The 14,596-nt window shown below is 67.1% G+C and carries 13 protein-coding genes; all 13 read right to left on the bottom strand.

All coding sequences use genetic code 11. The features are described 5' to 3' along the window. Positions 1-6 precede the first annotated feature (6 nt). Positions 7-1,515: an amidophosphoribosyltransferase gene (purF, locus tag CFE50_RS04435; protein ID WP_286731562.1), complete on the bottom strand. Its 1,509-nt coding sequence runs from the start codon at positions 1,513-1,515 to the stop codon at positions 7-9. 81 nt (positions 1,516-1,596) lie between these two features. Further along, on the bottom strand, positions 1,597-2,142 hold the full coding sequence (locus CFE50_RS04430) for a CvpA family protein (protein ID WP_007158655.1): 546 nt from the start codon (positions 2,140-2,142) through the stop codon (positions 1,597-1,599). 54 nt (positions 2,143-2,196) lie between these two features. Next, positions 2,197-2,862 carry an SPOR domain-containing protein gene (locus CFE50_RS04425; RefSeq protein WP_144958996.1) on the bottom strand — a complete coding sequence of 222 codons (666 nt, stop codon included), beginning with the start codon at positions 2,860-2,862 and terminating at the stop codon, positions 2,197-2,199. Positions 2,863-2,865: 3 nt separating this feature from the next. Continuing rightward, complete coding sequence (folC, locus tag CFE50_RS04420) at positions 2,866-4,158, bottom strand: bifunctional tetrahydrofolate synthase/dihydrofolate synthase (protein ID WP_286731558.1); 1,293 nt, start codon at positions 4,156-4,158, stop codon at positions 2,866-2,868. Then, positions 4,158-5,027 (bottom strand): acetyl-CoA carboxylase, carboxyltransferase subunit beta, encoded by an 870-nt coding sequence (gene accD, locus CFE50_RS04415; protein WP_007158658.1) that lies wholly within the window; start codon positions 5,025-5,027, stop codon positions 4,158-4,160. Before accD ends, folC begins: the two co-directional genes overlap by 1 nt. Positions 5,028-5,237: 210 nt before the next feature. Continuing rightward, a complete protein-coding gene (locus tag CFE50_RS04410; RefSeq protein ID WP_241810020.1) occupies positions 5,238-5,867 on the bottom strand; it encodes a phosphoribosylanthranilate isomerase in 630 nt (209 codons plus the stop codon). 54 nt (positions 5,868-5,921) lie between these two features. Further along, positions 5,922-6,773, bottom strand: a complete 852-nt coding sequence (gene truA / locus CFE50_RS04405; protein ID WP_007158660.1) for a tRNA pseudouridine(38-40) synthase TruA — start codon at positions 6,771-6,773, stop codon at positions 5,922-5,924. A gap of 71 nt (positions 6,774-6,844) precedes the next feature. Next, on the bottom strand, positions 6,845-9,523 hold the full coding sequence (locus tag CFE50_RS04400; protein WP_286731553.1) for a motility hub landmark protein FimV: 2,679 nt from the start codon (positions 9,521-9,523) through the stop codon (positions 6,845-6,847). Between the two features lie 123 nt (positions 9,524-9,646). Next, positions 9,647-10,642, bottom strand: a complete 996-nt coding sequence (locus CFE50_RS04395; protein ID WP_286731551.1) for an aspartate-semialdehyde dehydrogenase — start codon at positions 10,640-10,642, stop codon at positions 9,647-9,649. A 76-nt stretch (positions 10,643-10,718) separates the two neighbouring features. Then, the gene (gene asd / locus CFE50_RS04390; protein ID WP_286731549.1) at positions 10,719-11,831 is read right to left on the bottom strand and encodes an aspartate-semialdehyde dehydrogenase; all 1,113 of its coding nucleotides are present in this window, start codon (positions 11,829-11,831) and stop codon (positions 10,719-10,721) included. Positions 11,832-12,028: 197 nt separating this feature from the next. Then, a complete protein-coding gene (gene leuB / locus CFE50_RS04385) occupies positions 12,029-13,111 on the bottom strand; it encodes a 3-isopropylmalate dehydrogenase (protein WP_241810023.1) in 1,083 nt (360 codons plus the stop codon). 19 nt (positions 13,112-13,130) lie between these two features. Further along, on the bottom strand, positions 13,131-13,895 hold the full coding sequence (locus CFE50_RS04380) for a class I SAM-dependent methyltransferase (RefSeq protein WP_241810024.1): 765 nt from the start codon (positions 13,893-13,895) through the stop codon (positions 13,131-13,133). 45 nt (positions 13,896-13,940) lie between these two features. Beyond that, positions 13,941-14,585, bottom strand: coding sequence for a 3-isopropylmalate dehydratase small subunit (gene leuD, locus CFE50_RS04375; RefSeq protein WP_286731545.1), 645 nt, complete (start codon positions 14,583-14,585; stop codon positions 13,941-13,943). Between the last annotated feature and the right edge of the window lie 11 nt (positions 14,586-14,596).

Raw genomic sequence — 14,596 nt, 5'->3', positions numbered from 1 at the left:
AGCTCCTTAGTCGTTGTAGAGATCGATGATGGCGCTGACCGCCTTGTGCTTGACCTTGGCCGCGTCGTTGCGCGCCTGCTCGATCCGATTCAGATAGGCGGCATCGACGTCGCCGGTGATGTACTCGCCATCGAACACCGCGCAGTCGAACTGCTCGACCTTGGGTGCCTTGCGGGTGCGCACGGCTTCCTGCAGGTCCTGCAGATCCTGATAGATCAGCCAGTCGGCGCCGATCAGCTCGCCGACTTCCTCGGTGGTGCGGCCGTGGGCGATCAGCTCGTGCACGCTGGGCATGTCGATGCCGTAGACGTTGGGGAAGCGCACCGCCGGGGCCGCCGAGCAGAAATAGACCTTCTTGGCGCCGGCTTCGCGGGCCATCTGGATGATCTGCTTGCAGGTGGTGCCGCGGACGATGGAATCGTCCACCAGCATCACGTTCTTGCCGCGGAACTCAAGTTCGATGGCGTTGAGCTTCTGGCGCACCGACTTCTTGCGCGCGGCCTGGCCGGGCATGATGAAGGTCCGGCCGATGTAACGGTTCTTGACGAAGCCCTCGCGGAACTTGACGCCCAGGTGGTTGGCCAGCTCCAGCGCCGCGGTGCGGCTGGTGTCCGGAATCGGGATGACCACGTCGATGTCGTGCTCGGGGCGCTCGCGCTGGATCTTCTCGGCGAGCTTCTCGCCCATGCGCAGGCGTGCCTTGTACACCGAGATGCCATCGATGATGGAATCCGGACGCGCCAGGTAGACGTGCTCGAAGATGCAGGGCGCGTATTGCGGATTCTGCGCGCACTGGCGGGTGTAGAGACGACCGTCTTCGGTGATGTACACCGCCTCGCCCGGCTCCAGATCGCGGATCAGGGTGAAGCCGAGCACGTCGAGGGCGACGCTCTCGGAGGCGATCATGTATTCCACGCCGTATTCGGTGTGACGCTGGCCGAAGACGATGGGACGGATGGCGTTGGGATCGCGGAAGCCGACGATGCCGTAGCCGGTGACCATGGCCACCACGGCATAGCCGCCACGGCAGCGCTCATGGACCTCGGAGACCGCGGCGAAGACGTCGTCCTCGGTCGGCTGCAGCTTGTTGCGCACCGCCAGCTCGTGGGCGAAGACATTGAGCAGCACCTCGGAATCGGAGGTGGTGTTGACGTGGCGCAGATCGGATTCGTAGATCTCGCGGGACAGCTGCTCGACGTTGGTCAGGTTGCCGTTGTGCGCCAGGGTGATGCCATAGGGCGAGTTGACGTAGAACGGCTGCGCCTCGGCGGAGCTGGAGCTGCCGGCGGTGGGATAGCGCACGTGGGCGATGCCCATATGGCCGACCAGGTGCTGCATGTGCCGCTGCTGGAAGACGTCGCGGACCAGGCCGTTGTCTTTGCGCAGGAAGAGTTTACCGTCCAGGCTGGTGACGATACCGGCGGCATCCTGACCGCGATGTTGAAGGACGGTGAGCGCGTCGTACAAAGACTGGTTGACGTTCGTCTTGCCCACGATACCTACGATGCCACACATGTGACGCGACCCCACTGTTTCAAGTGATGCGACGGCGGACCATCGCAGGATGACCCCGCAAGGCGAGGCCTGGAAAAGCGTTCAAGGAGCCTTGGGCCCCAGCTGCGGCAGCAGTTGCAGACTGGGCATGGGCGTCGCGCCCAGCCACTGGCCGGCAAAGCCCAACAGCAGATTCTTCGACCAATCGGCCACCAGCAGAAAATGTGGAACCAGCACCGACTGCTGCCACCAGCCATCCTGCTGGACCGGCCCCAGGCTCAACAGCCCCACGGCCACGGTGATCAGCAAGGCACCGCGGGCGGCGCCAAAGGCCATGCCGAGAAAGCGATCGGTGCCCGACAATCCGGTGACGCGGATCAGTTCGCCAAGCAAGAAGCTAACCAGGGCACCCACCAGCAGCGTCAGCACGAAAAGAATGACACAGGCGGCGATCACTCGCCCGGACGGCACCTGAATATAGTCGACCAGATAGGTGGACAGTGCCCCACCGAAGACCCAGGCCACGCCCCCGGCAACGATCCAGGTGGCCAGTGACAACGCTTCCTTGACGAAGCCGCGCCTGAGACTGATCAGGCTGGAAACGATGACAACGGCGACGATCGCCCAGTCCACCCAGGTGAAGCCCACGGCAAGGTCCACTTACAAAAAGGCCCTGCATTCTAGCAGAGCCTTGTGACCGGGTTAACCGCGCTCCGGCTGAAAGCGCACGACGAAACCCTTGACGCCATTCTGCTTGTTGAGCTGGTCGCGCAGCCGATCCGCCTCGCTGCGCTCTATCACCGGCCCGACGAAGACGCGATTCATGCCGTCGGCGGTGCGCACATAGGCGTTGTAGCCCTGGCTGCGCAGCTTGGCCTGCAGGGCGTCGGCGCTGGGCCGGGACGACAGGCTGGCGAGCTGGACCGACCAGCTGTTGGGCAGATTGGCCGCGCCCAGCCGCGAGTCCGGCTTGGCCGCCGGCGCCGGTGTAGCTGAGGGTGCTGCCGGCGCGCTTGCGACGGGTGCAGGGGTGGCGGGCGCCTTGGCGACCGGCGCGGCAGGCTGGGATTGGGCAGGCGCGGGACTTACCGGCGCATTCTGCGTCGGCGCCTGGCCGGCGGTACCGGCAATGGGGGTCTGCGGCTTGCCGAGCGGCTTGGCCGGCTCGTCCGGCACCACCACCACGGGCGGCGCCTCGGGCGTCTGTACCGGCTGCACCTCGGTCGCGGGCACCGTGGGTGCGGCCGGCTGGGGCGGCGCCTCGACCGCCACCTTGCGGGCGTCGTCCTGGCGATTGAAGAGCATGGGCACGAAGATGATGATCAGCGCCAGCAGCACCAGCGCTCCGATGACTCTTTGCTTGAGCATGGGTTATGCCTCCGCGGATTCGGATGGGGAAGAGAGCTGCGCGAGCACCTCGGCGACGCTGTAGAAGGAGCCGAACACGACCACCTGGTCGTCGGCCGCACTGGCGACCAGTTGCGCCTCGAAGGCGGCCAGCAGGGAGGCATGGGCCTCGGCCTGGACACCGCGTGCGGCCAGCAGTGCGGCCACCTCGGCACCGTCGCGACTGCGCGGGGTCGGCAGGGTCGCGACAGCCCAGCTGGCGAACAGGCCCTCCAGGGGCGCCAGGATGCCGTCCAGGTCCTTGTCGGCCAGGACGCCGAACACCGCGCGACGCACGCCGGCGATCGGCTTCATGGCCAGGCGCCGGGCCAGGTACTCGGCGGCATGGGGATTATGGGCCACGTCCAGCAGGACGCTACGGGTCTCCCCTGCCCACTCGACCTGGCGGCGATCGAGTCGTCCGGTCATGCGCGTCGCCTGCAGGGCCGCGGCGATCTGCTCCGGCAGCCAGGGCTGGTCGAGCAAGGCGTAGGCCTGCAAGGCCAGGGCGGCATTTTCCATGGGCAGGTCGAGCAATGGCAGACCGGGCAGCGCCAGGGCGTTGCCCTGGGCATCGCGCCCACGCCAGAACCAGCCGGCGCTCTCGATCTGCAGATCGAAGGCTTCGCCGCGCAGCAGCAAGGGAGCACCCAGGCGCTCGGCGGTTTGGATCAGCGGCGCGGGCGGCTCCAGATCACCACAGAGCGCCGGCTTGCCGGCGCGGAAGATACCGGCCTTTTCCACGGCCACGCTTTCGCGGGTGTCACCCAGCCATTCGGCATGATCCAGGCCGATGCTGGTGACCAGCGCCAGATCGGCGCCGATCAGATTGACCGCGTCCAGACGCCCGCCCAGACCGACCTCAAGGACGGCGACGTCCAGCCGGGCACGCTCGAACAGCCAGAAGGCCGCCAGGGTACCCACTTCGAAATAGGTCAGGCTGATCTCGCCCCGGGCGGCTTCCACCGCGGCGAAGGCGGTGCACAGATCGCCATCGCTGGCCAGGGTGCCGTCCACATCGACGCGCTCGTTGTAGCGCACCAGATGCGGCGAGGCATAGACGCCGACCCGCTGTCCGCTGGCGCGCAGCAGGCTGGCGAGAAAGGCGCAGGTGGAGCCCTTGCCGTTGGTGCCGGTCACGGTCACCACCCGCGGGGCCGGCCGGGTCAACCCCAGCCGCTGCGCGACCTCGCGCACCCGGTCCAGGCCCATGTCGATCGCCGACGGATGCAGCTGCTCGAGATAGGCCAGCCACTGCGCGAGGCTGCGCGAAGCCATCAGGCCGCCGGTACCGGCTGGTGCTGGAAGGTCGCCAGCAGACGCGCCAGGCGATCACGCAATTCCTTGCGCGAGACGATGATGTCGACGGCGCCGTGCTCCAGCAGGAATTCGCTGCGCTGGAAGCCTTCCGGCAGCTTTTCGCGCACGGTCTGCTCGATCACGCGCGGACCGGCAAAGCCGATCAGCGCCTTGGGCTCGGCGACGATGACGTCGCCCAGCATCGCCAGACTGGCGGAGACGCCACCATAGACCGGGTCGGTCAGCACCGAGATGAAGGGGATGCCCTCTTCGCGCAGACGGGCCAGCACCGCGGAGGTCTTGGCCATCTGCATCAGCGAGATCAGGGCTTCCTGCATCCGCGCACCGCCCGAGGCGGAAAAGCAGATCAGCGGGCAACGCTCTTCCAGGGCCACGTTGGCCGCGCGCACGAAGCGCTCGCCGACCACGGCGCCCATGGAGCCGCCCATGAAGGAGAATTCGAAGGCGCAGACCGCTACCGGCATGCCCTTGAGGGTGCCGCGCATGGAGATCAGGGCGTCTTTTTCGCCGGTTTCCTTTTGCGCCGCGGTGAAACGGTCCTTGTATTTCTTGCTGTCGCGGAATTTCAGGCGGTCCACCGGCTCCAGCTCGGTGCCCAGCTCTTCACGACCCTCGGCGTCGAGGAAGATGTCCAGGCGGCGCCGCGCGTTGATGCGCATGTGGTGACCGCACTTCAGGCACACGTCCAGATTCTTTTCCAGCTCCGGACGGTAGAGGACCGCTTCGCAGGCCGGACACTTGTGCCAAAGACCTTCCGGCACCGAACTGCGCTTCACCTCGGACCGCATGATGGAAGGAATCAGTTTGTCGACCAGCCAATTGCTCATGCATCTCTCTCCACTTGCATGGGCTCCCAGCGCGACCGCGGCCGCGCCTTCCTTGAGCATCTGTAATAGGTTCGGCAGCGCCCGCTGTTGCCCGGGCCGCTACGCTGTTGTCTCATGCCGACTCCCTGGGAGTCGGACGGCAGGCCCGCCAGGGCGGATCTGCTTGAATATGTCGCAGGTGTGGACGGCAACCACCCGACGAGGGTCACATCAGGCGACCGGCGCACCCCGCACGGCCGCCACGAAACGCGCGATCTCGGCGGCATCCTTGATGCCCTTGGCCTGCTCTACGCCGCCGCTCACGTCCACGCCATAGGCGCGGGACGCAGCGATAGCGGTGGCGACGTTACCAGCATCCAGTCCACCGGCCACGATCAGCGGCAGCGGCAGATCCCGGGGTACCCGCGTCCAGTCGAAGGCCTGACCGGTCCCTCCGGGTACGCCGGCGACGTAGGTATCGAGCAGCAGCCCGCGGGCGCCGGCATAGTCCCGGGCAGTGGCGGCGAGGTCGATGTCCTCGCGCATGCGCAGGGCCTTGATATAGGGACGGCGATAACGGGCGCACTGCGCCGGGGTCTCGTCGCCGTGGAATTGCAGGAGGTCCAGGGGCACGGCGTCCAGCGTCTCCTCGATCTCGCAGGGCGAGGCATCGACAAAGAGCCCGACACTGGTGACGAAGGGCGGCAGCGCCGCGACGATCTGGCGCGCCTGGGCAGCGCTCACCGCCCGCGGGCTGCGCTCATAGAACACCAGGCCGATGGCATCGGCGCCAGCGGCCGCGGCGGCCAGCGCATCCTCCACCCGGGTGACCCCGCAGATCTTCACTCGAACGTTAGCCAAACTGGAATGACCTCGTTCCAAATCGATGGATGTTAGCAGACCACCCGCGCAGCGTCAGCCTTGGGGGTCATCCAGCTCGGGGATATGCCCCAGGAACAGCGGACCCAGCGGCCGCTTGGGCACGGGCGTGCTCTCGGGATACTCGGCGTCTACCAGGTAGAGGCCGTAGGGATGGGCGGTGACGCCACCCAGGCGCCGCTCCCGCGCCGCCAGGACCTCGGCGACCCACTCCACCGGTCGCTCGCCACAGCCCACCGCCATCAGCACCCCGGCGATGTTGCGCACCATGTGATGCAGGAAGGCATTGGCGCGGATGTCCAGGACGATCAGCCGCCCGCTCTGCCAGAGGCGCAGGTGATGGATGGTCTTGATCGCCGACTTGGCCTGGCAGGCCTTGGCCCGGAAGGAGGTGAAATCATGGGTACCGAGCAGCACCTGGGCTGCCTCGCGCATGGGCTCGATGCGCAGTGGTCGGTGATTCCAGGTGACCTCTTCCGCCAGGTGCGCAGGCCGGATCGGATCGTTGTAGATCACATAGCGGTAACGCCGCGCCATGGCGCTGAAACGGGCATGGAATTCGTTGCTGACCGGCTTGACCCAGGTGACGCTGATGTCGGACGGCAGATTGGCGTTGGTGCCCATCACCCAGGCCTTGAGTGGCCGCGCGACCGGGGATTCGAAATGCACCACCTGGCCGGTGGCGTGCACGCCACAGTCGGTACGCCCGGCGCAATGCAGCGCGATGGGCGCCGCGGCGACCTCGGACAGGGCGTCTTCCAGGGTCTCCTGAACGGAGCGCACGCCCGGCTGCTGGCGCTGCCAGCCGCGATAGCGGGCGCCCTTGTACTCGACGCCGAGCGCGATGCGCTGCGGCGGGACGATGATGGTGGGGTCTAGAAAATCCAAGGCGACGGCCAGGCGAAAAAAAGGGGAGGCAGCTTATAGCGCCTCCCCTTCTCTGCCAAGTCCGGCCAGCCCTAGCTGAGCTGGGCGATGATCTCGCGCGCTTCCTGCTGTTGCCCGGCGTTGCCCTCGGCCAGCACCTCGTCGAGGATGTCCCGGGCACCTTCCGGATCGCCCATGTCGATGTAGGCACGCGCCAAGTCCAGCTTGGTGGCGGTCTCGTCTTCGCCGGACAGGAAGTCGAAGTCGTCCAGACCGTCGCCCCCGGTGGTGCCGCTGGTGGTCTCCGCATCGAACTGGCGGGAGGCCTCCTGCAGGCGGGCGGCGAATTCCTCGTCGCTTTCGCGCTTGGGCGCCGGCTGCTCGTCGTCGAAGTCGGACAGATCGAAACTCGCGGGCAATTCGGCGTCGGCTGTCGAGGTCGCCGGCGGCGCCAGCGGCTCGTCGAAGGCCGAGCCGGCACTGGAATCCGCCAGGGGTTCTTCGTGCGCCAGGTCGCCCTGCCGTTCGAATTCGCTGAAGTCCAGAGCGAAGTCGTCGTCCTTGGCGGCGGGAGTCGCCGCCGGGGTGGCCGCGGGTTCGGCATCGAAATTGAGATCGAAGTCGAAATCGTCGCGCGGGTCGGCCGCCTTGGCCTGGGCATCGGCGAAGGCCTCGCCGAACAGCGGCTCCTCGGCCGGACCGGCAGGCTGATGACCCTGGGTATCCTCGCTGCCGAAGTCATCCAGGGACAGATCGAAGTCCTGGCTGTCCTCGGTGGCCGAGAAGCCCTGGTTGCGGGATTGCTCCTCGCTCAGTTCGTGGGCGGCGGCCAGGGCAGCCGCGCCGACCGCAGCGGAGGCTACCGCGACGGTGGCCATGGCCGGATAGCGCGATTTCAGGTGCTCGACCGCCGGCTGGGCGCCGCCGATCTCCTTGAGTTCACGCTCTTCGCGCTGGAAGCCGTCCTTGTCGCCCATCTCGGCATAGACTTCCATGAGCTTGAGGCGCAGATCGGCGCGATGGGGCTCCTGGTCGCTGGCCTTCTTGAGCACCTCGGCCGCCTGGCTGAAGCGACCATAGGCCATGTAGATGTCGGCCTGACCGAGGGCATCGTCCTGGGCATCGGCGTCTCGTGCGGCGTCCTGGGTACCCTGGTTCAATTCCAGGCCGGCGAGCGCGTGGTGATCACCGAGTTCGGGATCGGCGTCGAACACCGTATCGCTGCGCGCGGCTTCGGCGTCGCGCTCACGCTCGGCCTCCTTCACGGCATTGCGGCGCGAGTTGATCATCAGCAGCACCAGCAGCGCCAGTAACGCGCTGCCGCCGATGATGCCCAGCCACAGCGGATTGCTGAGGATCTCGTCGAGGAAACTGTTGGTGGCCTCGGTCGGCTCGGTGGCCGGGGTGCTCGGCGTGACCGGAATGACCTTGGGCTCGCTGGCCGCGGGCGGCGCCGAGCCGGTACCCGCCTCGCTGGCGGGCGGCGTGGTGGCGGGCGCAGGGGTGGCCTCGACCGGCGTGGCCGGGGTCGCTGCCGCCGGTTCCTGGGGTGCCGACGTGGCGGTGTTCTCGGTCGGCGCGGGCGCGACCGGCGCCGCGGCTTCCGGGGTCGCCGGCGGCTGGGCCGGCTGGCCCGCAGCCTGCGGATTGGCCATGTTGGCCTGCATCCGCGCCAGCTGGGCATCCTTGAGCTGCATGATCTTCTGCAGCTTGTCGAGTTGCGACTGCAGATCGCCCAGGCGGCTCTTGAGCTCTTCGTTCTCTCGGCGGGTGGTGTCCAGGCTTTCCTGGGTCACCGCCAGGCGATCGGCGAGGGACTGGTCACCGCCCTTGCCACCGGCGGACTCGCCCGCGCGCCCGGCCGGCTGACCGGAGAGCAGCTTGAGATTGTCCCTGGGGGCGGCAGCGGCCGGCGCCTCGTTGCCGCTCGGCTGGGCAGAGGCATCCACCTGACGGCGCGGCGTGCCGGCTGGCGCGCCGGTACCGCCCTGCTTCCAGGCACGGGTCTGGCGAGCGATCTCGGCGACCGCCTCGCGCTGGGGTCGCGTACCGGCCTGGGCCTGATCGGGCAGGCGCAGCACCTGTCCGCTCTTCATCAGATTGATGTTGCGATCGATGAAGGCGTCGGGATTCAGATCCTGGATCGCCAGCATGGTCTGGTCGACGCTGACGCTGGAGGCCGGGCGATTGCGCGCCGCCACTTCCCAGAGGGTGTCGCGCGGCTCGGTGGTGTAGGTGCCGGGCGTCTGGGTCGCGCTCGGTGCTGGCGCGGCCGGCGGCGTGGCCGGACGCGCTGCGCTCGGCGGGTTGGTGCGCGCACGCGGCGTGGCCGGGACCTGGGGTGCGAAAGGCGCGGCGGCGGCCTGTGGGGTATAGAGCGGCGGATCCAGCAGCACGGTGTACTCGCGCAGGATGCGGCCGCTGGGCCAGTTCACTTCCAGCAGGAAGTTGAGATAGGGCTCGCGCACCGGGCGCGCCGAGGTCACGCGGATGACGGTGCGCCCGTTGCGCACCTCCGGGGTGAACTTGAGGTCGTTGAGAAAGAAGGCACGGTCGACGCCGGCCTTGCCGAACTCTTCGACGGACGCCAGATTGGGGCGCAAGTCGGCGGTGCCGAGGTCACGCAGGTCCGACAGATCGATGGTGGCATCGAAGGGCTGATTGAGGGCGGAGTTGAGATGGATCTCCCCCAGGCTGAGCGCCTGGGCCGCGCCAGACATCAAGGCGCTCGCCGCTGCAATTGCCCGCACCAGTTTCTGAACTCGAACCATGACCGTCCCTTTTTAGAAGCTGTCGATCGCGCCACCGTGCGGGCGCCTGTGTCCATCGCTGCGTGCCACGTCCACTGCCCTTTTACTCAAGCCAAAAGGGCGAAGCATTTCACGAAGTATCTTTTAGGCCGACTGTTTAAGCAACAATTCGGCCAGCTGAACGGCCGTCAGTGCCGACAATCTGACATTGTCCGCCACCAGCCAGCATTCCAGCCGACGCGCATCCCGCGGATGCCGCCGTACCCGCCCCACCAGCACCTCTTCCCGCCCCAGGGCATCGCCGACCGCCGACGGACAATCGACGTCTTCGTCGAGCGCCAGACCCGGCTCGTCACCCAGGGCCTCGAGCACCTGCTCCAGCTGCCATAGCTCCTTGCCTCTCAGACTCAACGCCAGGCTGTCGCCAAAGAAGACCGGGGCCTGCAGGGCCGTGACATCCAGCACCGGCAAGGTCGCTCCCAGCACCTGCTGACATTCGTCCAGCAGGCGATGTTCCTGGGCAGTATAGCCATCCGCGGCCGGTGCACCGGTGCGACCGAGCAGATTGAAGGCCAGCTGGCCTTCGAACAGCCGGGCTTCCACCGGGCGACCATTGAGCAATTCGGTGGCCTGCCGCGCCAATTCCTCGACCCCGCCACGGCCGGCGCCGGAGGCCGCCAGGCAGGCGGTCAGGGACGCATCGGTGAGCGCATTCAGGCGGGCCAGCACGGCGGCCACGCTGGCGGCGGCCTGGGCAGCCGCCAGGGGCACGCCGAGCCAGGCGTTCGCCGCGAGGCCGTCCAGGCGTTCGCCATTGATGCGCGGCAGTACGGACAGCGCGGCGGAGGCGCCGCTGAGATCGAGCACCGCGCAACCGGCGGCGGCCAGTTGCGGCCTCAGGCTTTCCACCACGGCGGCGGGCACGGCGAGGATGGCGATGCCGACCTGGGCGAAATCGAAGCCTTCGAGCCCGGTGACGCGCAGGTTGCTGCCTCGGAAGGGCAGATTCTGCCCCGCCGACTCACCGCTGGCGAGCAGGTGCAGCCGCCCGAGGGGCACGTCGCGCTCGTCGAGGAGTTCACGAATGGCTTCGCCGTAGGCGCTGGTGGCGCCGACGAGGGCGATATCTCTGGCAGTCATGATGGGACGTCCGCAACGAAAGAGGGCCGCACTTTACTGGCGGCCCTCCTTCCTAGGCAAACGTTTAGCCGTCGCCCTACTGTTCCAGCAGGATCCGCAGCATGCGCCGCAGCGGCTCCGCGGCGCCCCACAGCAGCTGGTCGCCCACGGTGAAGGCGCCCAGGTACTGGGAGCCCATGTTCAGCTTGCGCAGGCGGCCGACCGGCACGCTCAGGGTGCCGGTGACGGCAGCCGGGGTCAGGTCGCGCATGCTGACGTCACGGTTGTTCGGCACCAGCTTGACCCAGGGGTTGTGCTGGCTGATCAGGCCGTGGATGTCGGACAGCGGCACGTCCTTGTTGAGCTTGATGGTCAGCGCCTGGCTGTGGCAGCGCATGGAGCCGATGCGCACGCAGATGCCATCCACCGGAATGGGGTTCTTGAAGCGACCGAGGATCTTGTTGGTCTCGGCCTGGGCCTTCCATTCCTCGCGGCTCTGCCCGTTGGGCAGTTCCTTGTCGATCCAGGGGATCAGGCTGCCGGCCAGGGGAACGCCGAACTGCTCGGTGGGGAAGGCGTCGCTGCGCAGGGTCTCGGCGACCTGGCGATCGATGTCGAGGATGGCGCTGGCCGGATCGGCCAGGCTGTCGGCGACGGCGGCGTGGGTCGCGCCCATCTGACGGATCAGCTCGCGCATGTTCTGCGCACCGGCGCCGGAGGCGGCCTGGTAGGTCATGGCGCTCATCCAGTCCACCAGACCGGCTTCGAACAGGCCGCCCAGGGCCATCAGCATCAGGCTGACGGTGCAGTTGCCGCCGATGAAGTCCTTGCGGCCATCGGCCAGGGCCTGGTCGATGACGCGGCGGTTGACCGGGTCCAGCACGATGACGGCGTCATCCTGCATGCGCAGGCTGGAGGCCGCGTCGATCCAGTAGCCTTTCCATCCGGCCTGGCGCAGCTTGGGGAACACCTCGCTGGTGTAGTCGCCGCCCTGGCAGGTGAGGATGACGTCGAGGGTCTTGAGCTCGTCGATGCTGTAGGCATCCTTGAGCGGCGCCACGCCCTTGCCAATGGCCGGGCCTTCGCCGCCGACGTTGGAGGTGGTGAAGAACACGGGCTCGATCAAGTCGAAATCCCGCTCTTCGAGCATGCGCTGCATGAGCACGGAGCCCACCATGCCACGCCAACCGATCAGACCTACACGTTTCATCGCTACTGCACCTTTGTTGTCTTGAGGACGGCCGCCTCCCCTGGCGGCCGATCAGATTGGCCTGCATGAAAAGTCGCCGAGCGACGGTCAGGCAAGGCGAAAATCAGCGAGGAAGCGCAGTTTACACCGCGTAAATGAGCATTCCGAGCTGGTTTTCAACGCTGCTTGGCCGAGCGCAGGCACCTTTCAGGCAGAGCCTAACGTCTTACGAGCGCCGCCACTACTGCTTCGCCCATCTCGCGGGTACCGACCCGCTGCTTGCCTTTCGACCAGATGTCGCCGGTCCGCAGGCCCTGGTCCAGCACCTGGCCCACCGCCGCCTCGATGGCCTCGGCCGCCGCGGCGGCGCCAAAGGTGTATCTGAGCATCATGGCCACCGAGAGGATGGTGGCCAGCGGGTTGGCAACGCCCTGGCCGGCGATGTCGGGCGCCGAGCCGTGGCAGGGTTCGTACATGCCCTTGTTGTTGGCATCCAGGGACGCCGAGGGCAGCATGCCGATGGAACCGGTCAGCATCGAGGCCTCGTCGGAGAGGATGTCGCCGAACATGTTGTCGGTGACGATGACGTCGAACTGCTTGGGCGCGCGGACCAGCTGCATGGCGGCGTTGTCGACGTACATGTGGCTGAGTTCCACGTCCGGATAGTCCTTGGCCACCTCCTCCACCACTTCGCGCCACAGGCGGCTGGATTCGAGGACGTTGGCCTTGTCCACCGAGCACAGCTTCTTGCCACGCAGACGGGCCATGTCGAAGCCGACCCGGGCGATGCGGCGGATCTCGCCTTCGCTGTACGGCAGGGTATCGAAAGCCAGGCGCTCGCCGTTCTCCAGCACCCGGGTCTCGCGCGGCGAGCCGAAGTAGATGCCACCGGTCAGCTCGCGGACGATGAGGATGTCCAGGCCGGAGACCACTTCCGGCTTGAGGGTCGAGGCCTCGGCCAGTTGCGGATAGAGGATGGCCGGACGCAGGTTGCCGAACAGGCCCAGGGCGGAACGGATCTTCAGCAGGCCGCGCTCGGGACGGATGTCGCGCTCGAGCTTGTCCCACTTGGGACCACCCACGGCGCCCAGCAGCACGGCGTCGGCGGCGCGGGCACGCTCGAGGGTCTCATCGGCCAGGGGCACTCCGTAACGGTCGATGGCGGCGCCGCCCAGGTCGTCATGGACCAGTTCGAAGCCGAGGTCATGGTCGCGGTTGACCGCTTCCAGCACCTTGACCGCCTCGGCCATGATTTCCGGACCGATGCCGTCGCCCGGCAGGATGAGGATCTGCTTGCTCATTGTCTTTTCCTGTTCCAAATCAGATGGGCTGGGCCCAGAGAACCATGACGTCGACGGTGAAGGAGCCGTCGCGGTCGATTTCGAAATACTGGCGCACTTCCTGGCCGATCTTGCTCTGCAGGCTGCGGATGGCCTGGCATTGCGGCTCGGGGGTGCGCATCCGCTCAGTCCAGCTGGCGAAATCCAGGCGCAGACGCTGGCGGCGGCAACGGGTCACCCCCAGGCGCGCCATGTCCAGCAGGCGGTGCCATTCGGCGAAGGAGTAGTCACGCACATGGCTGATGTCGCGCAGGATCTCCACCGTCTGCAGGTAGGTATCCAGCCGCGGGTTGGCCGGAGAGATCACGTCGATGATGGCCATCTCGCCGCCATGGCGCAGCACCCGGCGCACTTCGCGCAGGGCGGCGCCGATGTCGCGCCAGTGGTGCGCCGAATAGCGGCTGAAGACAAAGTCGAAGCTGGCGTCGCCAAACGGCAGGTGCTCGGCCATGCCGGGCTGGACGCTGATGTTGTCCAGGCCCTGCTCGGCCGCGCTGCGCTTGACCACCGAGAGCATTTCCTCGGCCAGGTCCAGGGCGACCACCTGCCCGGCCACCGGCGCCACGTTGTAGCTGACGTGACCGCCACCGCAGCCGAGATCCAGCACCTTGGCGCCTTCGCGCTGGGCCACGGCGTCGCGCAGTTCGAGGAGCTCGGCGCCCTGGGCATGGACGGCACTGGTCAGATAGGCCTCGGCGGTGGCGCCGAATTGCTGCTGTACGTGTTGCTCGTGGTCACCGCTCATGGAGCCTCCGGAAAGAGCGCCGACCGCGCGGGCCGGCGACTGGGTTCAGGCGCTGGGGAACATCCAGGGACTGCTCTGGCGATAGCGGTCTTCGAAACTCGCGATGGCGTCGGCATCCTGCAGGGTCAGGCCGATGTCGTCTAGGCCATTGAGCAGGCAGTGCTTGCGGAAGGCATCGATCTCGAAGGACAGCGCCACGCCATCGGGACGGCGCACGGTCTGGCTCTCGAGATCGACCACCAGCTGGTAGCCCTCGCTGGCTTCGACCTGGCGGAACAGCTCGTCGACGTCGGCATCGCTGAGGATGATCGGCAACAGGCCATTCTTGAAGCTGTTGTTGAAGAAGATGTCGGCGAAGCTCGGCGCGATCACCGAGCGGAAGCCGTAGCCATCCAGCGCCCAGGGGGCGTGCTCGCGGCTGGAACCGCAGCCGAAGTTCTCGCGGGCCAGGAGGATGCTGGCGCCCTGGTAGCGCGGCTGGTTGAGCACGAACTCGGGATTCAGCGGACGCTTGCTGTGGTCCTGGCCGGGCTGGCCGACGTCCAGGTAGCGCCACTCGTCGAACAGGTTGGGGCCGAAGCCGGTGCGCTTGATCGACTTCAAGAATTGCTTGGGAATGATCTGGTCGGTGTCGACGTTGGCGCGATCCAGGGGTGCGACCAAACCGGTGTGCTGGGTATAGGCTTGCATGGTCAGGCTCC

The organism is Pseudomonas sp. PGPPP4, from assembly GCF_002256045.1.
GTDB classification, from domain to species: domain Bacteria; phylum Pseudomonadota; class Gammaproteobacteria; order Pseudomonadales; family Pseudomonadaceae; genus Chryseomonas; species Chryseomonas oryzihabitans.
This window is presented reverse-complemented; position numbering and strand designations above follow the sequence as displayed.